Origin of the sequence: Syntrophus aciditrophicus SB (genome assembly GCF_000013405.1) — a bacterium.
Taxonomy (GTDB): Bacteria; Desulfobacterota; Syntrophia; order Syntrophales; family Syntrophaceae; genus Syntrophus; species Syntrophus aciditrophicus.
Genome location: NC_007759.1, coordinates 2901620 through 2922725, shown reverse-complemented (window position 1 = coordinate 2922725; position 21106 = coordinate 2901620). Strand labels below are relative to the sequence as shown.

Genomic DNA, 21106 nt, shown 5'->3' with positions numbered 1-21106 from the left:
GATGGGGGTTTCCCCTCGTCTTCGGGACAACGGCATCATCAAGACAGGAGCCAGCGCTTATGGATGCCCGATGAATAATGGACCATGAAAGGATTCGAAAAATTACAGGATCTTTCAGCTGGATCGATCACATGGGCTCAATCAGGAAATTCGAGTTGATTCAGGAAATTCATCGTCCGGAAACGGGCGAAGTGAGATGCCATATTCCGCCGTCGAAAGTCCTGTAGATCCTCGGGATTATCCAGATCTCGTCCCGAGGGAAGAAGAGAGATGCTTCGTCCGGCGGCAGAGAAGCGCCTCATCGTTTCTGAAAGGACCAAATCCGTACTCCACGGAATACCGTCAAAAACCGCAGGGAAGAACCCTCCCTTCCGGAAGCCGACCAGATAATACCCGCCATCGACGGATGGTCCGAGAACGCCATCCTTCGTTTCCAGGGAAGAAAAAGCCTCTCGCAAGACAGAGCGTGGCAGGTCCGGCAGATCGGACCCGATCAGCACGACCGAAGTCATCCCCCCGGCAAAAGAACTCTGAAAGGCATTTTTCATACGCTCCCCTAAATCGGTTCCTTCCTGCGGCCGATAAACATAACCCTCCCCGAACAGGCGTGCCATTTCTCTTTCCTTTTCCGGTGGATCATAGATGATATCCACAAGACAACCCGTACCGCCCAGAGTTTCCAGTAAATCCATAACGAAGCAGAAATAAAGGCGGGCTATATCGGCTTGATCCAGAAGGGATTCCAGTCTCGTTTTGACTTTCCCCGGTTCCGGATACTTCACAAACAGGAGGATCTTCTGCATATTCATATTCGAAGATTACCCGCATTGAGGTTCACCTTGAGCATATGCCGTCCCTCTTTATGAATTTTTCGCCATCCTATCATGGGTGCAGTGGGGGCGGCAATAATTTGTACTTAACCGCCTTATGCATATAAGCTTAACTTTCGCACAAGCCTAAATGTACTTAACTATTTGTTCTTTAACAAGAAACGGTGCCATATTTCCGCTCAAGCAGCCAACGTGCCCCATCAATGGGCGGAAGTTCCTTAAGAAAACGTTCGATCAAGGATTGAATCAGCTCCCGGGTCATCAGGTGTGGGTTTCCGGCCTGCTCCAGGGAGAAGCTGATGTATTCCCGGAGTTGTTCCGGAGTTAGCGGGCGCCAGTTGGAGTCGGACTCGGATACGGCTTCCCAGGGGGAGAAGTTCCGGGGTGCGGAACCGTTCCGGTAGACATTCGCCGCCGCAAAGGATGGTATATAGGATACTTTCCGAATCGAAGGTGGCGCTTTGCAGCAGTCGCAGTTCGGTCAGACAGGATGACGATACTTCCTGAGCTTCGTTGATGAGCAGCACCAGACGGCCCAGCGTGGATAGGCAGTGATTTTTGCATTTTGTTTGCAGGGCCTTGAAGCCGTCATAGCGATTCAAGGGCGTCAATCCCACTCCGAAGAGTTCTCCCAATTCACGATAGAAGTCAGCCGGTTTGCTTTGCGGCCTATCCATAACGCCGACCACCGGATCGGGCAAGAGACGAAGACTTTGGGCGATCCATTGGAGGTTTTTGCTTTTTCCTTGCCCGGTTCGCTTCTTCCTGCTTTGAAAGATCTGGAATACCACATCCTCTTAGCAGGTCTCTGGTGCTCTGGGGTGGTCAATTTTGGGCTAGCGCAAGTCCACGCCCCTGATCAATTTTAGGTTAGGACAACCATTCTTTATTTCCTTCATTCCGTTTCTCCTTCCATTGATTCCTGGTGTGGTTTGAAATTCGTCCAGAATTTTCTGGAACGTGGCAACCTATATGAAACGTATGAGAATTCGTAAAATTAATATATTGAATAGTTGGCGACTGATAATAACTGTTATGCATGAATCAGGAGAGATGACCGGAATCAGGTCCTGGTGGAAGTTGTCCGCGAATAATTTTCAGATGTCTTCAGAGGATCTTATTGATGGGGGATGACGGAAAAGGATTGAGCAATCGACATAATGAAGTCATTTCCCGGTCAGGTCCGACAGGATGCTAACCGCCTATTTGAAACATCTTGCGTTCATTTTTCGCTCCCCAGCCGCTGTCCATCATGTGCCGGGCCGGTTTTTGCGTAATGGTTTCAATAAGGAGATTCAGGATTTCTTCATCACTGCCGTTTTCCAGCGAAGGTCTTAAATTAACTTCCCTTTTGTCGTACAGACAACCTCGAATCATCCCGTCGGCTGTCATTCGAATCCGATTGCATTGAGCGCAGAAGTGGTTGCTCATGGGGCTGATGAAACCGATCGAACCCTTGCCGCCTTCCGCTTTATAATATCTTGCCGGGCCACTGCCTCGGATATCTTTGAAGCGGGTCAGGAGAAACTGCTTTTTCACCATCTCCAGGATCTCATCTGTTTTCATCAAACGGTCCTTTTTCCAGTAAAGAAGGTCTCCAACCGGCATAAACTCGATGAAACGGACGTGCAGAGGATAATCATAAGCGAGGCGGGCAAAATCCAGAATCTCATCATCGTTAAATCCCCTGATGACTACCGTATTTATTTTCACCGGATTCATCTTCAGCTCCAACGCCTTGAAAATCGCCTTTTTCGCCTGATCCAGATTTCCAACCCGGGTGATAAAACGGAACCGGTCCTCCTTGAAACTGTCCAGGCTGATGTTGACGCGGTTGAGTCCTGCAGCTTTTAATTCTTCCGCCATAGGGGCAAACAGAATCCCGTTGGTTGTCAATGCAATATCGTCGATCTGTGGAACATCGGCGATGTAGCGAATCAATTGCGGGATGTTTCTGCGGACCAGCGGCTCTCCCCCCGTCAGTCGCACCTTGCGGATTCCGACCTGGGCTGCAAGCCGAACGACGCGCGCGAACGCTTCCAGGCTCAATACTCCTTCATGTCCCAGTTTGCTTTCAATGCCTTCCTCCGGCATGCAGTAGCGGCACCTCAAGTTGCAGCGATCCGTGACCGAAATCCGCAGATAATTAATCTGACGTCCAAAACTGTCTTTCATAGTAATCCTTTGCCCCGAAATGGGGAAAAAATGGCTTTCAGCATATAACCCTTTCAAAAATTCGGGACCATGTTCTCCGGCAGATCAAAGAAACTTTCGCCAGTGCCCATGCTTATGCTGACTATCACGATTTTTATTCGAAATCTACTCGGATCATCCATTGCACTGAACCGTATTGTAATGACCCGAAGAGAACTTCAGAACCTTTTCTCTCTCTCCTTCATATCTCTCGCACGTCATCCGCACTTTTACATCTTCCGGTTTTCCAAAATAAATCCATGAAGTCACCAGGAAATCGACCCCTGTGGCCGCGTATTCTGCAGCGTTGGATGCGTTGATTCCCCCCGCGGCGGATATTTCCAGGGACGGATTGAGCTGCTTTGCTGCAGAAACGAACTCTGCAAGCTCTTCGAATGTGAACCTTTCGCACTGCACCACATGGGCGCCCGCCCGGACGAAAGACAGTCCCTCTTCCGGGGAATCCGTTTCCACGGCGATCTTTTTCTCTGGAAATTCACGGGCCATGGCAGGAATCAGAGAGAGAAAGTCATCATCGGTACCGGCAAATACCCGGTGCTGCTCGAAGGCCAGGATGGAGTCCGAGAGGCCGAGCCTGTGGATGCTGGCGCCTCCCGCCAGTGCCGCCTTGAGGGAAAGCGCCTTGGCGCCGGGAAAATGTTTCCGTGTGACCGCTATCTTGATGTCCGGTTTGACCGCTCGGGCATTACGGACCATCTCTGCGGTCCGGGTTGCGATGCCGGAGGCGTATTCCATCACATTTTGGGCGACCTTCCAGCCGGCATGGAGCATTCCGGCGGTACCGACGACAGCAAGACAGATCTTCCCTTCCTCCACGCGCCGGCCGCTGGGGATCATGATTTCAGCTTCGGCGCCGATTTTTGTGAAGATGCAGGCTGCTTCCTCCACTCCGGCGATGACGCATTCCCTTTTGGGGTAACATGTCAACCGGCCCGGGAGGTCTTCGATCCCCATACTGAGGGTGGTCACGTCCATCAGTTGGAGATCTTCGTTAATCAGGGTTTCAATATAGTGGTCGGGAATGTAAAACATGATCATCTCTCCTTACAGGATTGTGATTCATGGCTTTTCGATATGAAAATCAATCTGCATATCGAGACGGCCTTTTTTTCTGTATTTGAACTTTCAACATGAAGATGCTTCCCTTAAATTTAAAATATCGTGCAACTATATGATAATTATTGCTATATTTGCTTTGCGGGAAAGGAGTATATGGCAAACAAAAACATATGTCAATAAATACATAATCTAAAGTAAGGAAGGTGTCCGGAATGCAACGGAAGGATGGGCAGTGACTTAAACAAACCTGGCGTTCTTGCTGGTGTTAAATGGTGAGGGAGTCAGGAATATTTTCTAATTCAGCGCGGTTGAATCGACCAGTTCCAATATCGCGACACGATATTAATGCTGCCAAGCCGTCAGGTACATTAATTTAAAGAGGCGATCAGGGAAGTGGCAGGCATAATTTCAGAGAAAATATCCGATCAAGGGTTCGGCCAGCTACTTATTGCCGGTTTGCTGCATAAGGAAATGCTTGATCCCGGCGGCCATTCGACCCATATCGAAGACCCGGTCAGCCATTTTTATCCGCTCCGGATTGATGTCGATCACACCGAGGTTTCAGTTGACCGCGTGATTTCGTTTGTAAGTAAAGTCTTATTCACAACAACTACAATCACTCTTTGACTGTGTTTTTCTATTCTTCTTGTTAATATCATTGACAAGCTTTCTGGTATAATGTATTTCTTACACCGTTCATAAAGACGACAAGGCGCCATCGAACAATGCTTCATCCCATGGTCAAAAAAATTGTTTTTATTTCGCTTATGGGCTTTTTCCTGGCAGTTCTGGTCGTCTCGTTGCATCATCATGACAACTCGTTTGGTTCGCCCACTTGCTCTATCTGCAAGCTTAAGGCCTCCCTCAATGGGTCCTTCAGTAAAATAGAGGGTAGTTCCGCTCCTGCCGTCGCGAGTCTTCATCTTTTGATGATTGCAATATTTCTGTTTTTATCCGGAATTTTACGTGACAAAAAAACACTCTTCATCCATTCTCAGATAGCAGGCACTTATCCCAATAAAGCTCCCCCATCCAGGTTTTAATTCAACAAACCACTGAATTTTTATCAAGAAGATGAAAGTTATCGAAGCCCTGTCTGTTGGTTTTATAGGTGTTCGAGCAGCTTAATTATCAAAAAACACTTCAACCCATAGGAGAAAGAACCATGAATTGTCCCATTTGTAATATCCCCTTGGCCATCACAGAACGTCAGGGTATAGAAATTGACTATTGTCCGAAATGTCGCGGTGTATGGCTGGACAGGGGCGAGCTGGACAAGATAATCGAACGGTCAACATCGGGAATGCCTTCCCGGCCCAATCCGGAGAGGCGGGATGATCATCATTATGATAAGCATCGCGATGATCATTACGAAGATCATCACAAAAAGAAACGAGGCTTTCTCCATGATTTATTTGATTAATATCAAGGTGATTCAGGCCGTGTAGCGCATAATCTAATGTCTATAATAAATAAGGAGAAATGATATGAATAACCTGGCAAAGAAAATCTTAAATGGAACCTTGATTGCCATATTCATCATGGCGACATTTTTTTTAACAGGGTGCGGTGATAGCGAAACGGCAAAGGAACTTACCAATGCAGCTAAAAAGTCGGTTGAGGGCGAGGTTGCCAAAACGAAAGAGGAAATAAAAAAGCAGCTTGATCAGGTAATTCCAGGTACCGGTAACGAGCAGAAAGAAAATGAGAAGGGCGTTGCCAAGTCGGGCGAGGAAAAGTCTGAGAAAGATTCCGATGATGAGGATTCATCAGAAGAAAAAGACTGATTCATGCGAAACGTCACAGATTGATTCATGAGAGTTCGTAACTGGGAAAGCCATGGATAGAGACGAACGATTCGGGATGGCGGACCGCATTATCTCCATTGGCTTCTGGGTCAATGCGGTCCTGATGACCATGAAACTTCTGGCTGGTCATTTTGGCAATTCGGAAGCTGTTTTTGCTGACGGCATGGAAAGCGCCTGCGATTTTGTAGCAATTATTTCCACGATGATTGCACTCAAAATCGGCCGTAAACCACTTGACGAGAAGCATCCCTTTGGTCATGGCAAAGCAGAAAGCATATCTGCGATCCTGGTTTCTCTCGTTATTTTTTCCGCCGGTGGCGGCATTCTCTTCAGAGCAGTCCAGACTATCATGAACGGATCATATCTGGAACCGCATCTGATCGCTATTCTTGCTGCTGTGTCAACTGTCATCATTAAAGAAGCCCTCTTCCATTATACCCGAAGTGTAGCGAAACGGCTTGAGAGTCCGGCCGTGGATGCCATTGCAAAAGATCATCGCAAGGATGCCCTTACCTCTATAGCAACGCTGATTGGAGTAGGAGGGGCATATTTGGGTATATCAGTTATGGATCCTCTCGCCGCAGTCCTTACAGCTTTCTTCATTTTTTATATTGCTTGGGAAACCTTCCATAACGCGGCCCATGACCTGATGGATGGCCAGGCTCCAGAGGAACTGATCTGTGAGATAGCTGCAGAGGTGGATAAAATTCCGGCGGTTGAACGTGTCCACGAGGTTCGCTGTCGCCGTTCTGGCCAGTACCTCATCATGACCCTCAAACTGGAGATGGACCCCAATATGACAGTTAAGGATTCACATGAAGCAACGGTTTTAGTTAAAAAGCGCTTATTTGAAAAGTTTACCAATGTCGGGGATGTCACGATTCACGTCAATCCGCACGAACCTGAGGGGGAACATAAAGATTTAATACGGCTTTAATTCTATCTATCTATCGGTTCTTTTCTTGAAATAATCAGTGGGATTGTATCCATTAATTGAGAGGCTGAGGTTTTATTGATTGCCACTCGAAAGGCTGCACTCCCTCAGTAATTGGCTGATATGCTGTTACAGGAAGCAACCCCCAGAGTTGACTAACACCACCCTGCCAAGTGTCTCAATTTCGCTTCTGCTGTATGATCAGCCTTTATGAGAAGCTTGGCATGAGACTTTCAGCCGTTGATACAGAGTCGATTTTGCGAGGAGATTAAGGTTGGGGATGAAAAAAGGACAGCCAACGTTTGAAACGGCATTCTGCATCGTCTCGATCATTATTTACTGGAAACCGAATCATTGCCTAACTTCAGGTTTTTGCCCATAACGAGCTGGTATTTATGCCGTCCGAGTTCAAGCAGACGCGCGTCTGTTACCAGCCGGACTTCATCGAAGTGATCCCGCGTTCTTGCGAGAGCGCCTTCGTCGTCGTCGATAAAGATGGCGACACTCCCTTGCCAGCGATTACGGTCGCTCCAGTAGGGATAACCCAGGCCGTTCCCTCCGAGAACCCACTGGCTGGTTGTGTAGCAGGCTGTGTTCACGTGGTGTTCTACTGGCCTGCGGTAAAAGGCCAGGACACTGGCCAGGCGGTACGCGCCCTCCGCGATGATCAGGGGCTCACGCCCGGTCTCTGACTCAAGTTGATCTTCGTACTGCTCGACGATAGAGGCTAACTGCTTCCACGGCCCGAATGCCGAGATCCATTGCACGCGTGGCTGGAGGATCAGCAGGTATGCGGCCGAACTGATATTGAAAAGAACGCAGAGTATGATCGTCCACGCAAATCCGCGTGTCCACAGCCGGCGTTTGAAGTCGGCAAGTCCATGATCAATAAACCATTGCGATACGGCGGGCAAAAGACTGAGAAATGCGGGGAGCGTCCAGTTGATGTGGACGCCATACCGGAGCGACTTATATGCCATTATCGAAAACAGGGGCAAGCTGAATGCAAACGTGAGGGTAGATTGCGGGGGCAACGCCTGCAGCGGTTTGTGAAGCAGTTGGACAGTGAGTCGACCGTAAACCCAGAAAATGATCGGTGTTGCGATCAGGAGTTGAAATCCTATGAACGTCAGCATCGTGCTAACTCTAATCGGCTCAGCGGTGAAGCGATCCAGGAACTGGAAACGGAAACTGGCCCAGTCGTGCTGTGCATTCCAGATGATGACCGGGCTGAAAAGGGCCACCGCGAACAGGATCGATAGGTATGGGTGGATGGTTTGCAGATGCCGCCGCCATGGTCGATGTGCAACAACCGCCAGTCCTGTCCCCACAGCCAGGAACAAGCCAGTATACTTACTGAGCATGGCCGAACCGAGGGCGAATCCGGCCAAATACCAGCCCCACGCTCGGTTGTCACGCAACGCGGCAGTTACGCCGACCAGACCGAGCATCCAGAAAAAAACCAACGCCGCGTCCATCGTCGCAATAAACCCGACACCGAAAAACACCGGCAAGACTTGCAGAAGCAAAGCTGCCACCGCACCGGCCGCCTGACTGAACCAGGCCCGTCCGAATCGGTACATCAGCAAACTCGCGCCAAGCATCAACAGGTTCCCGACGATGCGGACACCAAACTCCGTATGGCCGAAAACCGCCGTTCCCAGACCGATCACCCAGGCGATCATCGGTGGATGATCGAAGTAGCTGAGTTCAGCGTGTTGCGCGTACATCCAGTAGTACGCCTCCTCGGGAATCAACGGCACGTTTGCCATTGCCAGCAGACGAAGCCCCAGTGCCAAGACGAGCAACAGTGCGAAGGTACCAACCCATTGCCACCTCAGTCCGGCGTACCGCAATGCCGTGCCGGGAAGTCCGATTCGGGGAATCATTTTTTGTATGGTGTGCTGATCTCGAGACATTTATCCATCCGCATATGCAGAAATGTTAAAGAGGTAGTGTCAACTATTTTGTGTAAAATTTTCCTGGACCAGTTTCTTGAAGACAGGCAGGCCATCCATAATTCCTAATTCCACCTTTCGGCGGTCCATGCCCCGGGACTTCAGATCCTTGAAAAATTCCCGCCAGGATGAGGCCGGTTCCTCTTCGTACCGCTTACTTTTTGGGAGAACTTGGCTCCGGAAATCGCCCCATCGGTTTTGCGGAACTTCCACATCGACCTTCCCAATCCTTTTGAGGGTGAAATGACGGGAATAATGACCATTCCGATGATTCACTTCCCCCTTGCCGTACTCATAATATTCCCTTTTCAGTAAATGGCAGAGTTCAGCGTCCATCATCCGGGAAAGATATTTACCGACACTCCCGCGAACATCCAGGCGCATCATCTCAAACAATCCCCCCGTTTCTCCTGAATCGGCTTGATAATATCCACAATCTCAGGTACCGTAACTTCCAGTTTCGTGGCGCTTTCTCCTTTAATCTATGGTTTTGGACTAAAACCTCTTTAAAGGAAAAGCGCCTTTTTTACTACCTCTTCAGCGCAATGAATTTTACACAAAATGTTTTATACTACCAATAAAAAATCAGGGGACGCTCATAATTTTCGAAGAAGGCGATCGTACTTTGATATAGTTATTTCCGGAGCAATAGAATCGAAGGATTACTGAGGATTAAGAATGAATGCCATGAATGTTTCCATCATTGTCCCAACCTATAAAGAAGCAAAGAACATAACCCCTCTGTCGGAACAGATTGATCGGGCTATGAAGGATGCGAACCTTACTTATGAAATCATAGTTGTGGATGATGATTCAAAAGACGGCATCATCGAAGCCATTGAGAAGATCAAAGATAGATACAACATAGAACTGAAGGTCAGAAAATCCGAGAAGGGCCTGTCTTCCGCTGTGATTTCCGGGTTTGGACTGGTTACGGGAGAGGTTGTCGTCATTATGGATGCGGATTTGAGTCATCCTCCCGCAAAAATACCGGAACTCGTCGCCCCGATATTGGATGGCAGCTGTGATTTTATGATCGGCAGCAGGTTCGTTAAAGGCGGCTCTGCACACCATTTCAACTGGTATCGCAAGTTGAATGCCTGGTTATCGAAGATGATAGCCAGACCCTTTACCCGTGTTTCCGATCCGATGGCAGGTTTTTTCGCTTTTCCTGGAAAGATGCTTAATCCATTACCTGCATTGAATCCCCTTGGGTTCAAAATAGGCTTGGAAATGATTGTCAAGGCTTCTCCAAAGAGAATATCGGAAGTTCCTATTCAATTTCAGGAGAGACTGTTCGGTGAAAGCAAACTGTCGCTAAAGGAACAGATATACTATCTTATACACATCACAAGGCTGTTTGAATATAAATACAAAACCCTTGCCGAGTTCACAAAATTTTGCCTCATCGGCGGCTTCGGCATGATGGTTGATCTCACATTTGTCTATTTATCAATGCAGATTTTTGTAATTTTCGGCATCGTTTCGAAACTATTCCAATTTCGCATTGCACGGGTGATCGGATTTATTTTTGCCGTTACCTCCAATTTCCTATTGAACAGGAGGTTTACATTCTCAAGAGCGGAACAGGGGAATATCTATCGACAATACCTGTCTTTTTTCTTGGTGTCGTTGATCGGCTTTACTATAAACTGGCTTGTCTCTGTCTATCTATATGAACATATTCACTTCTTCAATACGCATTATCTCACGGCGGCCTTCATGGGCATTCTCGGAGGCACAGTAATCAATTTTATGGGAAGCAAACTCTTTGTATTCAAACATAGGAAATCCTTGTAGACCGGGAGATGCAATTTTTGAGAAAACCGGTTACAAATACAGAGAATGACCTGATCCAGTTCGGCTAACCAATTGATTACAACGGCAGCTCCTCTCAGGATTCAGTAATTGACAATCGTAAAGCCGGTATGTATATCGGTGTACTTCAAGAAAGACCAGAAACCGACAGAGGATCGAGCAGGGCATGAACGGAAAAAAAAGAAAGGTCTCGGTTGGCCTGATCCAGATGGCCTGCGGACCGGACATGGAGCAAAATCTGGCCGGGGCATTGGAAAAGGCCGAAATCGCCGCTGGGCAGGGGGCGCAGATTCTCTGTTTTCAGGAGCTCTTTACGTCCCTTTATTTCTGTGATGTGGAAAGCTATGACTGCTTCCGGCTTGCCGAAGCCGTTCCCGGACCTACCACCGAACGCCTGCAGGCGCTGGCCCGGAAACGGGATGTGGCGATCGTCGCCTCTCTCTTCGAGAAGCGGGCGGAGGGTCTGTATCACAACACCGTGGCCGTGATCGACGCGGGAGGAGAATACTTGGGTAAGTACCGCAAGATGCACATCCCCGACGACCCCGGCTACTATGAAAAGTTCTACTTTACGCCGGGCGACCTGGGATACCGCGTCTTTACGACCCGTTACGCGAAAATCGGGACGCTTATCTGCTGGGATCAGTGGTATCCTGAAGCGGCCCGGATCACCGCCCTGATGGGCGCTGATATCCTTTTCTATCCCACGGCGATAGGCTGGGCAACGGCTCAAAACGAAGAGGCCAACCGGGAACAGTTCGATGCCTGGCAGACAATCCAGCGGGGGCACGCCATCGCCAACGGATTGCATGTCGTGGCGGTGAACCGTACGGGTAGGGAAGGGGAAATGCAGTACTGGGGCGGTTCCTTTGTCTCCAATCCTCTGGGTACCGTTCTCTGGCAGGCCCCGCACCATGAAGAGGTCGTGCATGTGCAGAGTATCGATCTGTCCCTCACCAACTTCTACCGGATTCACTGGCCTTTTCTGCGTGACCGCCGGATCGAATCCTACGGGGATCTTCAAAAGCGTTTCCTTGACTGAGACTTCCGCCGATTCTATGAAGACACCGAAAGACCTGGGTTACTTTTTCCCTCCCGAATGGCATCGTCACGCCGCTACCTGGCTGAGCTATCCCCATAACGAGGCTTCCTGGCCGGGGAAGATTGCCACGATTTTTCCCTTCTACAACCAGTTTATCCGGGAGATCAGCCGTGGCGAGAGGGTCAACATCAACGTGGCCAACGAGGCCATGGGCCGACAGGTCCGGGAGGCGCTGGAGATAATCGGCGTAAACCTGGCACAGATTTCTCTTTATGAACATCCCACTAATGACGCCTGGTGCCGGGATCATGGTCCGGCTTTCCTGATCGCGCGACGGCCGGAACTAAGGCCGGGAAAAGTGATCGTCAACTGGGAGTACAACGCCTGGGGAAACAAATATCCCCACGGCCTGGACAATGCGATACCACGGCGCGTCGCCTCATCTCTCGGTCTCCCCGTTTTTTCCCCGGGGATCGTCATGGAGGGAGGAGCCGTGGATTTCAACGGTGGGGGGACCGTTCTGACGACGAGGTCCTGTCTGCTGCACGAAAACCGGAATCCCGGTTTGAATCAGGGGCAGATCGAACAGTTTCTGCAGGATTATTACGGAGTGGAGCAGGTGCTCTGGCTGGGTGAGGGAATCGAAGGGGATGACACCGACGGACACATCGACGATATGACCCGCTTTGTGGCGCCCGACACGGTGATCACCATGGTGGAACCCGACCGGAAGGACGCCAACTTCCGGCCCCTGCGGGACAACCTGAAGGCGTTGAAAAAAATGCGTTTACTCAACGGCAGGCAACTGAACATCGTTGAAATTCCCATGCCGCATCCGGTCTTTTACGACGGGCAGCGCCTGCCCGCCTCCTATGCCAATTTCTACATCTGCAATGCCGGCGTGATCGTTCCAACCTTTCAGTGCGTCGAAGACCAGAAAGCCATCGACCTTCTGAGCCGCTGTTTTCCCGACCGGTCCGTCATCGGCATCGATTCCGTGGAGATCATCTGGGGCCTGGGAAGCTGGCACTGTCTCAGCCAGCAGGAACCGGAAAGCCCCCTCTGAGGCGCTTTATTCCATCTCATTCCAGATCAGAGACGAAAGCAGGGCGGCCGGGGCGGTGCGGGATAGATAAGGCGATCATTCAGGAAACGATGACACCGTCGTCCAAGGCATAGTTTCGATGTAGAACTCAACTCCGTCATCTCCACTGCCAGAAGTAGATGAGCAGAACCCCTGCCAGCAGGATTCTATATACGCCGAAGGGGATGAGGCCGTGATGGGTCAGCCATCTGACCAGGGCTTTTACGGCGATCACGGCGGTCAGCCAGCTCACGGCCAGTCCCACTGCCAGGGCCAGCATTCCGGCGGAATCATCAAGGGCATGCCAGTTTTTGTATCCGGAATACAGCGTCGCCGCGCCGAGGGTCGGCAGGGCCAGGAGAAAACTGAACTCGGCGGCCGCGATCATGTCGAGGCCGACGATCAGCCCGGCGATCATGGTGATCATGCTCCGGCTCGTTCCCGGCCACATCGACACCACCTGCATCATCCCGATGAACAGGGCCTGCCGGTAGAACATCGAATTGACATCGGATATGCGCAGCCGGTTGCGATCCTTCAGCCAGAAGAAATACTCCACTCCGATCATCAGGACCCCGCCGGCCACCAGGGCGTACACCACGGGCAGCGGGCCAAAAAGATACGTCTCGATGACTTCATGAAAGAGTTTCCCGAACACGGCGGCCGGCAGGAAGGCGAGCAGCAGCAGTCCAAGGAGCTTGAGCCCCTGCCGCTCAGAATCCCCCAGTGCCGTGACCGACCTGCGGGATACAAGGACAGCCAAAGCCCCGCTCAATCCTTTCAGCATCTGTTTCACCCGCTTGCGATAAAGTCCCAGGACGGCAAGGATCGCCCCGAGCTGAATGACAATGTTGTAAGAGTCCATGGCGTCGTTTTTAACCATGAGAGTGCCCAGGGGGCCGCGCGTTTCACTGAACTGCGTCATACCCAGGGCGTGGCTGGCAAGGATCAGGTGTCCTGTGGAAGAGATGGGCAGATATTCCGTGATGCCTTCGACAACTCCCAGGATCGCGGCCTCCCATACGGCGATTTTTTTCTCGGATGCGGGCGGGGACGCGGAGGCGGAGGCAGCGGAAAAGGAGCATGAAACCGCGAGAAGGATTGCGGCTGAAAGAACAAGCAGAGCATGTCGGAGGTGGTGTTTCTTCAATAAAAGATCTCCTGACAAAGCGGTATCCTGTCATTCCGGGGAATGAGGGAAACGGCTTTGAGTAAATTTGTAAATCCTTTCCGGGACAGAGAGCTTAAGGAAAGCCGGCGGGTCTGTCAATGAGATAGTGGCCGCAATGCACAGAAAAAGGTTTGGCAAAGAGAGAGGATTATTGGGGGAGCCTCTGCCGACAGGGATCGGTCTGACGAAAAAAGCAGGCGGCTGCCCGATCTTCTTTGGAGCCGCCGCCTGCTCAGGTCGGTGTGAGCAGAGACAAACAAGGCTTACGCGCAGATATCGCTCATGGGATACGGAGGAAGGCCCAGGGCGTCGGCCACTCCTTTGCCGTAGGCCGGGTCGGCCTTCATGCAGTTGCCGATGTGGCGCATCTTGATCTCTTTTGCAGCTTCTGCGATGGCGCGGGCGGTGTTCCCGAAAAGGGCCTGCTGCTGCTCCGGACTCATCAGGCGGAAGAGTTTGCCGGGCTGAGTGTAGTAGTCGTCATCGTCCTCGCGGAAGTTCCAGTTCTTGGCGTCGCCATAGAGCTTAAGGGGCGGTTCGGCGAAGTCGATCTGCTCCTGCCACTCGCCGTAGCTGTTGGGTTCGTAGCCGATGGTCGAACCGTAGTTGCCGTCTACCCGCATCTGGCCGTCGCGGTGATAACTGTGGAAGGGACAGCGGGGTGCGTTTACGGGGATCGAGAGATGGTTTACGCCGAGCCGGTAGCGCTGGGCGTCGCCGTAGGAGAAGAGGCGACCCTGGAGCATCTTGTCGGGTGAAAAACCAATGCCGGGCACGACGTGGGCCGGATTGAAGGCGGACTGTTCGACCTCGGCGAAGTAGTTTTCCGGGTTCCTGTTCAGCTCCATGACTCCGACCTCGATGAGGGGATAATCGCTGTGATACCAGACCTTGGTCAGGTCGAAGGGGTTGTAGGGATGGTTCAGGGCCTGCTCTTCAGTCATGATCTGGACGTACATGGTCCAGCGCGGAAAATCGCCGTTCTCGATGCTGTAGTAGAGATCCCGCTGATGGCTTTCCCTGCATTGGCCGATTGCAGCCTCAGCCTCCGCGTCGGTGAGATTTTTGATCCCCTGCTGGGTGCGGAAGTGGAACTTGACCCAGTAGCGCTCGTTTTTGGGGCTGATGAAGCTGAAGGTGTGGCTGCCGAAGCCGTGCATGTGACGATAGCTTGCCGGGATCCCGCGGTCACTCATTACCACGGTCACCTGATGCAGGGCCTCAGGCAGGGACGTCCAGAAGTCCCACATGCTGTTGGCGTTACGCAGATTGGTGCGCGGATCGCGATGGACGACATGGTTGAGGTCCGGAAATTTGAGCGGGTCGCGGAGGAAGAAGACGGGCGTGTTGTTGCCCACCAGATCCCAGTTACCCTCCTCGGTGTAGAATTTAAGCGCAAAACCGCGAATGTCCCGCTCGGCGTCGGCAGCGCCGCGTTCTCCGGCCACCGTGGAAAAGCGCGCGAACATCTCTGTTTTTTTCCCAATCTCGGAAAAGATCTTTGCCTTCGTGTACCTGGTGATGTCCTGGGTGATGGTGAAGGTGCCGTAGGCGCCGGAGCCCTTGGCATGCATCCGCCGTTCGGGAATCACCTCCCGGTCAAAGTGGGCCATTTTCTCCAGGTACCAGACATCCTGCAGAAGCTGTGGCCCTCGTGGCCCGGCAGTCATGATGTTGTTGTTGTCGACGACGGGGGCGCCGGCCCGGGTCGTTAATTTCTTTTCCTTGCTCATTGCTTTCTCCTCCCTTATTTTGCGTTGTCCCGGCAGAAAGCCGGGAAAGGTTGGCTGAACTATTAACAATGGCCGCTGACGATTTTCTAAATAAGAAATTATCTTATTTAGATGGCAAAAACAATGTTTATTTCAGAAATTCTTTTTGTGAGTTTGATTGAGACAGGTACTGCAGATGCCATAAACCACGACGTTTTTGGAATCGATGCGGCCCCAGTCTCCGATTTCATCGGGAAGAGAGACCTCGTCGAGAAAAGACCATGTAAAATCCTGAATCTGACCACACTGGCGACAGATGAGATGGTGATGCCGGCTGAACGTTGCCTCAAAACGGGAGAGACTTTCCGAGGTTTCCACCTTCTTGATCAATCCCGCGCTTGCAAGGGTCGCGAGGGTTCTGTAGACCGTGTCCAGGGAAATTCCGGGAAGTATGCCACGGAGACGCTGATGCAGGGCCTCCGCAGAGGGATGATCGGTCGACAGCAGGAGTTCGCGGTAGATCTCCCGGCGCTGACGGGTGACCTTGAGGCCGGCTTTGCGGCAGGCCGTCTCAAAGGCGGCGATTTTTTCCTCTAAGGGGTCCATGCTTTGCCTTGCTTACCCAATGTTATTTCGCGAAAAATCATGAAGAGACCTGTTGAATCTTAACGTTCCCAGGCAGGATTGAAATGAAAGTAAAAAACAATGTAGAGCAGGCAGACGGGAGTGTCAAGATGGAATGTATCAAGGAAGTGGGAAGGAAAAAAGATTCGATCTTTCATTGACATCGGGTCGTTCTTGTAATACGTCTCCTTCCGGAAAGATGTTTATTAAAAGAGGAAATTCATCATTATCCGTCCCATGAAGTCCGATTTTCTGTTTTATCCCCTCTTTCGGGAAGAGATTGACCGGTTGTCCCGAAATTCCGGAAGGAAAGAGGCCGGTTATCTTCTGCGCATCGAGAACCGGACGGAGTTGAGTGATCCGATCCTCGACATCATCCTTTCCTGTCAGATCCCGGAAAAGTTCTATTACAGCGCCAGGGACGATCTGTTTGAACTTGGGGGATTGGGGAGTGCCCTGAACATCGAGGCCGCCGGCGAGGATGAAATCCTGAACGGATTTAGCTGGTTGTGGGATGCGGATGAAACGATTCCCGTCTTCGGAGGCTTTTCCTTTGATGAGGAACCCTCTTCTCCTGAATGGGAGCCCTTCGGCCGCTTCCGGTTTACCCTTCCGCTGGTGGAAATCCGGCGATCTCCTGAAGGTGTCCGGATCAGCGTGAATTGCGTCAACAAAAAGGAAATGTCCAGGGCGCAGGTTTGCCGGGAACTGGCCGATGCCCTGCAATCCCTGGACGCCCTGACCCGGAACTTTCCGAAAGAGTTTCAGCCGGCGGTCGCGGACAGGCAGCTCATCCCGGACAAGCCGCAATGGAACCGGATGATCAAAAAGGCGCTGCGGACGATTCGGGAGGGCGAGTTGAAAAAGATCGTTCTGGCCCGTAAAAAAGTCATCACCCACAGGGATTTGTGGAACCCGGCGCAGATTATCGCGTCTCTGTCGAGAATTCAGGAAAATTCATTCACGTTTTTTTACCAGGTCGATGACGGCATCGCGTTTCTGGGACGTTCTCCGGAAAGGCTGTTCCGCATGCAGAACGGACAGATTCTGACCGAGGCCATCGCCGGAACGCGTCCCCGGGGGAAAACCCCCTTCGACGATCAGCGCCTCGAAGCGGAACTGTTAAGTTCGCCTAAGGAACTGGAAGAACACCGCTTCGTCGCGGGGTTCATTGAGGCCGGGATGAACCGGCTCTGTGCGGATGTGCGGATGGAATCCCGGGAAGAAATCCTGAAGCTGCAGAACGTCCAGCACATCGTTACCCGGTTTTCCGGTAGGGCGCATTCGAGTTTTTCGCCCCTTTCCGTTGCCGCGGCTTTTCATCCCACCCCGGCGGTGGGCGGTCTTCCCCAGGAGGAGATTCGCTCATGCCTTCGGCGTCATGAACCCTTCCGGCGGGGATGGTACGCGGCTCCCATCGGCTGGATGAACCGCCGGAACGCCGAATTTGCCGTCGGCATCCGCTCGGCCCTGGTCAACGGGAAGGCGTTGCATATTTTTGCCGGAGCGGGCATCGTCTCGCAATCGAACGCCCATGCCGAATGGAGTGAAACGGAAAAGAAAATGGACAATTTCGCCGCCATCATGAAGGAGCGCTGATGCCCAGAATGCCGCTGTCCGATAACCTGAATCTGCTGTGGTCCTCGCTGATCGTCGCCGAACTGGTCAAGAACGGGCTGGATACCTTCTTTATTTCTCCCGGAAACCGTAACGCGCCGCTGATCTCCGCCCTGATTCACGAAGAGCGCTCCGTAAAGAAGATCTGCGTGGATGAGCGGGCAGCCGGGTATCGGGCGCTTGGTCACGCGAAGGCCGCCGGCCGCCCCGGCGTTCTGGTCTGCACTTCCGGCACGGCGCCGGCCAATTATTATCCGGCGGTGATCGAGGCCTTCCGGGACGAGATCCCGCTGGTGATTCTGAGCGCTGATCGCCCTCCGGAGCTGATCGGCAGCGACGCCAACCAGACGATTGTCCAGCCGGACCTTTATGGCCGCTATTGCCGCGATTCCCTTCTGATTCCCTGTCCCTCCGCCGATTATCCCCTGGAGGCCCTGCTGGCCAGGATCGATTCCCTGATTGCCCGCCCTGTGGGACCTGTGCATATCAACTGCGCCTTTCGGGATCCACTGGTTCCGGGAATTCCCGATTCCCGACCGATTCCGGACGAGCTGCTGGCGACGGCAGGGCGTCTGTATGCTCGGGAAGGAGCGTATACAACGTATCCCTCACCGGGAACCCTGCACACCGGCCTTGAAGACGTTGAGGCGATTCTCAACCGGACCGCCAGAGGGCTGATCGTCATCGGCCGCCTTGATGGACCCCGGGATGCCCCGGCACTCGAAGAGTTGGCGAAGAAGCTCGGCTGGCCGGTTTTCTGTGACATCGCTTCTTCCATGAAGGGAAGGATTCCTTCAGACAGACAGATCTTCAGTCTCGATCATCCCGAAGCCCTCCGGCTGGTCAGCGCCTATGCCCCGGAGACGATCCTGCAGTTCGGTTCCGGCCTCGTTTCCAAGCATTATTTCGCTTCCCTGCTTCCGCACAGCGAGGCGACGGTGATTCAGATCAGCCCCCGGGCCGGCCTGCGCGATCCGGCCCACCGGGTGAATGTCCGCCTTTCGATGCCCGCCTTTGCTTTTGTCGAAGGCTTGCACCTCCAGGAGAATCCCTCGCTGGACGCAACCGCCTGCTGCCTGTTCCTCGATTCGCTGGAGACCCTCTACCAGGCCCTGCAGCGGCGGATTCCGGAAGAAACTTTGAGCTTTTCCCGGATCGCCTCCGATCTCCTCGGTGCGGTGCCTGACGGGGAAGGCCTTTTTCTGGGCAATTCCCTGGTTATCCGTGCCTTCGATAAATTCCGGTCGCCTTTCCCTCGGAAAATATCCGTGATTTCCAACCGGGGGGTCAGCGGCATCGAGGGGAACATCGCCACGAGTGTCGGCTTTGCCGAGGCCTCCCGGCGGCGGGTGACGGCGGTCATCGGCGACATCTCCTTCCTCCATGATCTGAATTCGCTCCTGCTGCTTGCTCAGAGCGCAACTCCCGTTGTCCTGATCATCATCAACAACGGCGGAGGACGGATTTTCGAGCGCCTTCCGATCCGCGACTTCCCTGAAATTCTCGAACCGTACATGACTACGCCTCATGGGATGACCTTCGACCTGCTGGCTGCCCAGTTCGACCTGCCCTATTTCAGGGCGGCAACGCCGGACGAGTTGAGAAAGGCTTACGAATCGGCCCTGGATGCGGAACGTTCCGCCGTGCTGGAGGTCACCCTGGACCCGGAAGAGGATCTGCGAACGTTCCAGACATTTCAGAACGTTCGCCTGCCATAAACGATTTTAATAAAGAAAGGGAGACCCCCATGATTTCAGAAATATTCGATCCCGAACGCTGGCTTGCCGTCCCCGGCTTTGAATTTACCGACATTACCTATCATCGCGCCCGGGAGCAGGGCACAGTGCGGATCGCATTCAACCGGCCGGAGGTGCGCAACGCTTTCCGGCCGAAGACGGTCGATGAGCTTTACATCGCCCTGGACCATGCCCGCATGACTCCCGATGTCGGCGTGGTGCTACTGACCGGCAACGGCCCGTCTCCAAAGGATGGGGGCTGGGCCTTCTGTTCCGGAGGCGATCAGCAGGTCCGCGGCAGAGACGGTTATCAATACTCCGGGCAGGGGGGCGGCGTCGATCCCTCCCGCCTTGGACGGCTCCACATCCTGGAAGTTCAGCGCCTGATCCGGTTCATGCCCAAGATCGTCGTGGCCGTGGTTCCCGGCTGGGCGGTCGGCGGCGGCCACAGCCTCCATGTGGTCTGCGATCTCACGATCGCCTCGAAGGAACACGCCGTCTTCAAGCAGACCGACCCGGATGTGGCCAGCTTCGACAGCGGCTACGGCTCCGCTTATCTGGCCAAGCACATCGGGCAGAAGCGCGCCCGGGAGATCTTCTTCCTCGGGTTGGATTATTCCGCCCAGGATGCTTTCGAAATGGGCATGGTCAACAAGGTCGTCCCTCACGCTGAACTGGAGACGGTCGCCCTCGAATGGGCCGGAATCATGAATGCCAAATCGCCCACGGCCATGCGGATGCTGAAGTATGGGTTCAACCTGTTGGATGACGGCATGGTGGGGCAGCAGCTCTTCGCCGGGGAGGCCACCCGGCTCGCTTACGGCACACCCGAGGCGTTGGAAGGGCGCAGCGCCTTCCTGGAGAAGCGCCCCAAGGACTTTTCGAAGTTCCCCTGGCATTTCTGAGAGAGAGGAAAAACCAACTGCAGGAGGTCTGTCTCTCCTGTGCCTTAACGGGAAGCCTGACCTGTGATAATGTGACGCTCAAGACCGTCCTGGGATGGTCTCCTGTCCTGCTGATGGGAAGGGCATCCTCCTGATCAAATCCGGATATGTCTGTCAAGGTGGTTAGCTGTGAATAGATGGGATAAAATAATTTATGCCTGCTTTTTCTTCATTATAGCCGTTGCAGGCAGCCTCATAGGTGGCTCCGCTGAGTTTCCAAAGTGGATTTTCATCATTCTTTTCATCATGCTGATTTTGTATCTATTGAACAAAGACAAAATCGACAGGAACTTCCGGAAATGAGTCGAATGCGTCGTGGGTGTCTGCAGAACTTCATCGGAATATTCCTTTGCGCAAATCAGCTCATCTGTATATCTTCAAAAAGAAGGCCGACAGGATTGATTTCTCCGGTCATCACCGGCAGCGGAACATTATCGGTCGGCCTTTCATTCTCCATTCTGTTGATTTCACAAGCGGCCTTGCGTTATTTTTGGGCTTTACCGGGATGAATCTTGATTTTGAAGCGGAAACGCTGTCCGCGAAAAAGAGGATTTT

20 protein-coding genes are annotated in these 21106 nt (G+C 52.5%); 11 read left to right on the top strand and 9 right to left on the bottom strand.

Going from position 1 to position 21106, the window contains the following annotated elements; genetic code table 11:
- Positions 1 to 137: 137 nt before the first annotated feature.
- From SYN_RS13635 to modD, 4 genes are all read right to left on the bottom strand, one after another.
- Positions 138 to 809, bottom strand: coding sequence for a TIGR04282 family arsenosugar biosynthesis glycosyltransferase (locus SYN_RS13635; protein ID WP_011418792.1), 672 nt, complete (start codon positions 807 to 809; stop codon positions 138 to 140).
- 239 nt (positions 810 to 1048) lie between these two features.
- Positions 1049 to 1621 (bottom strand): ATP-binding protein, encoded by a 573-nt coding sequence (locus SYN_RS13630; RefSeq protein ID WP_011418791.1) that lies wholly within the window; start codon positions 1619 to 1621, stop codon positions 1049 to 1051.
- A gap of 403 nt (positions 1622 to 2024) precedes the next feature.
- Complete coding sequence (moaA, locus tag SYN_RS13625) at positions 2025 to 3005, bottom strand: GTP 3',8-cyclase MoaA (RefSeq protein WP_041585150.1); 981 nt, start codon at positions 3003 to 3005, stop codon at positions 2025 to 2027.
- Between the two features lie 153 nt (positions 3006 to 3158).
- Positions 3159 to 4076: a ModD protein gene (modD, locus tag SYN_RS13620; protein WP_202943570.1), complete on the bottom strand. Its 918-nt coding sequence runs from the start codon at positions 4074 to 4076 to the stop codon at positions 3159 to 3161.
- A 420-nt stretch (positions 4077 to 4496) separates the two neighbouring features.
- On the opposite strand from modD, the gene SYN_RS16135 reads away from it, so the two are divergent.
- The 4 genes from SYN_RS16135 (at position 4497) to SYN_RS13605 (ending at position 6848) form a co-directional block, all read left to right on the top strand.
- Positions 4497 to 4730: a hypothetical protein gene (locus SYN_RS16135; RefSeq protein WP_011418788.1), complete on the top strand. Its 234-nt coding sequence runs from the start codon at positions 4497 to 4499 to the stop codon at positions 4728 to 4730.
- 538 nt (positions 4731 to 5268) lie between these two features.
- On the top strand, positions 5269 to 5526 hold the full coding sequence (locus SYN_RS15925; RefSeq protein ID WP_083756507.1) for a zf-TFIIB domain-containing protein: 258 nt from the start codon (positions 5269 to 5271) through the stop codon (positions 5524 to 5526).
- Between the two features lie 64 nt (positions 5527 to 5590).
- Complete coding sequence (locus SYN_RS13610; RefSeq protein ID WP_011418785.1) at positions 5591 to 5890, top strand: hypothetical protein; 300 nt, start codon at positions 5591 to 5593, stop codon at positions 5888 to 5890.
- A 52-nt stretch (positions 5891 to 5942) separates the two neighbouring features.
- Positions 5943 to 6848, top strand: a complete 906-nt coding sequence (locus tag SYN_RS13605) for a cation diffusion facilitator family transporter (protein WP_011418784.1) — start codon at positions 5943 to 5945, stop codon at positions 6846 to 6848.
- 329 nt (positions 6849 to 7177) lie between these two features.
- Here SYN_RS13605 and SYN_RS13600 read toward each other — a convergent pair whose 3' ends face one another.
- Both SYN_RS13600 and SYN_RS13595 read right to left on the bottom strand, forming a co-directional pair.
- Positions 7178 to 8764 carry a glycosyltransferase family 39 protein gene (locus SYN_RS13600; RefSeq protein ID WP_011418783.1) on the bottom strand — a complete coding sequence of 529 codons (1587 nt, stop codon included), beginning with the start codon at positions 8762 to 8764 and terminating at the stop codon, positions 7178 to 7180.
- A gap of 39 nt (positions 8765 to 8803) precedes the next feature.
- Positions 8804 to 9190 (bottom strand): transposase, encoded by a 387-nt coding sequence (locus tag SYN_RS13595; protein WP_041585149.1) that lies wholly within the window; start codon positions 9188 to 9190, stop codon positions 8804 to 8806.
- Positions 9191 to 9481: 291 nt separating this feature from the next.
- Here SYN_RS13595 and SYN_RS13590 point away from each other — a divergent pair, with 291 nt between their 5' ends.
- The 3 genes from SYN_RS13590 to SYN_RS13580 all read left to right on the top strand — a co-directional run bounded on the left by SYN_RS13590 (position 9482) and on the right by SYN_RS13580 (position 12729).
- The gene (locus tag SYN_RS13590; RefSeq protein ID WP_011418781.1) at positions 9482 to 10603 is read left to right on the top strand and encodes a glycosyltransferase; all 1122 of its coding nucleotides are present in this window, start codon (positions 9482 to 9484) and stop codon (positions 10601 to 10603) included.
- Positions 10604 to 10787: 184 nt separating this feature from the next.
- Entirely contained in the window at positions 10788 to 11663 is an 876-nt protein-coding gene (locus SYN_RS13585; protein WP_011418780.1) for a carbon-nitrogen hydrolase, read from the top strand.
- Positions 11664 to 11679: 16 nt separating this feature from the next.
- Positions 11680 to 12729, top strand: a complete 1050-nt coding sequence (locus SYN_RS13580) for an agmatine deiminase family protein (protein WP_041585148.1) — start codon at positions 11680 to 11682, stop codon at positions 12727 to 12729.
- Between the two features lie 136 nt (positions 12730 to 12865).
- Here the strand turns inward: SYN_RS13580 and SYN_RS13575 are convergent, their stop codons facing one another.
- From SYN_RS13575 to SYN_RS13565, 3 genes are all read right to left on the bottom strand, one after another.
- Positions 12866 to 13897 carry an undecaprenyl-diphosphate phosphatase gene (locus SYN_RS13575; RefSeq protein WP_011418778.1) on the bottom strand — a complete coding sequence of 344 codons (1032 nt, stop codon included), beginning with the start codon at positions 13895 to 13897 and terminating at the stop codon, positions 12866 to 12868.
- A 284-nt stretch (positions 13898 to 14181) separates the two neighbouring features.
- Positions 14182 to 15651, bottom strand: coding sequence for a catalase (locus SYN_RS13570; RefSeq protein ID WP_041585147.1), 1470 nt, complete (start codon positions 15649 to 15651; stop codon positions 14182 to 14184).
- Between the two features lie 132 nt (positions 15652 to 15783).
- The gene (locus tag SYN_RS13565; protein ID WP_011418775.1) at positions 15784 to 16236 is read right to left on the bottom strand and encodes a Fur family transcriptional regulator; all 453 of its coding nucleotides are present in this window, start codon (positions 16234 to 16236) and stop codon (positions 15784 to 15786) included.
- Positions 16237 to 16491: 255 nt separating this feature from the next.
- Here SYN_RS13565 and SYN_RS13560 point away from each other — a divergent pair, with 255 nt between their 5' ends.
- From SYN_RS13560 to SYN_RS13545, 4 genes are all read left to right on the top strand, one after another.
- Positions 16492 to 17853: an isochorismate synthase gene (locus tag SYN_RS13560; protein ID WP_011418774.1), complete on the top strand. Its 1362-nt coding sequence runs from the start codon at positions 16492 to 16494 to the stop codon at positions 17851 to 17853.
- On the top strand, positions 17853 to 19589 hold the full coding sequence (menD, locus tag SYN_RS13555) for a 2-succinyl-5-enolpyruvyl-6-hydroxy-3-cyclohexene-1-carboxylic-acid synthase (RefSeq protein ID WP_011418773.1): 1737 nt from the start codon (positions 17853 to 17855) through the stop codon (positions 19587 to 19589). The genes SYN_RS13560 and menD overlap by 1 nt, the downstream gene beginning before the upstream one ends.
- 29 nt (positions 19590 to 19618) lie before the next feature.
- Positions 19619 to 20512: a 1,4-dihydroxy-2-naphthoyl-CoA synthase gene (locus tag SYN_RS13550; RefSeq protein WP_011418772.1), complete on the top strand. Its 894-nt coding sequence runs from the start codon at positions 19619 to 19621 to the stop codon at positions 20510 to 20512.
- A gap of 260 nt (positions 20513 to 20772) precedes the next feature.
- Positions 20773 to 21060, top strand: coding sequence for a hypothetical protein (locus tag SYN_RS13545; RefSeq protein ID WP_011418770.1), 288 nt, complete (start codon positions 20773 to 20775; stop codon positions 21058 to 21060).
- The last annotated feature ends 46 nt before the right edge of the window (positions 21061 to 21106 follow it).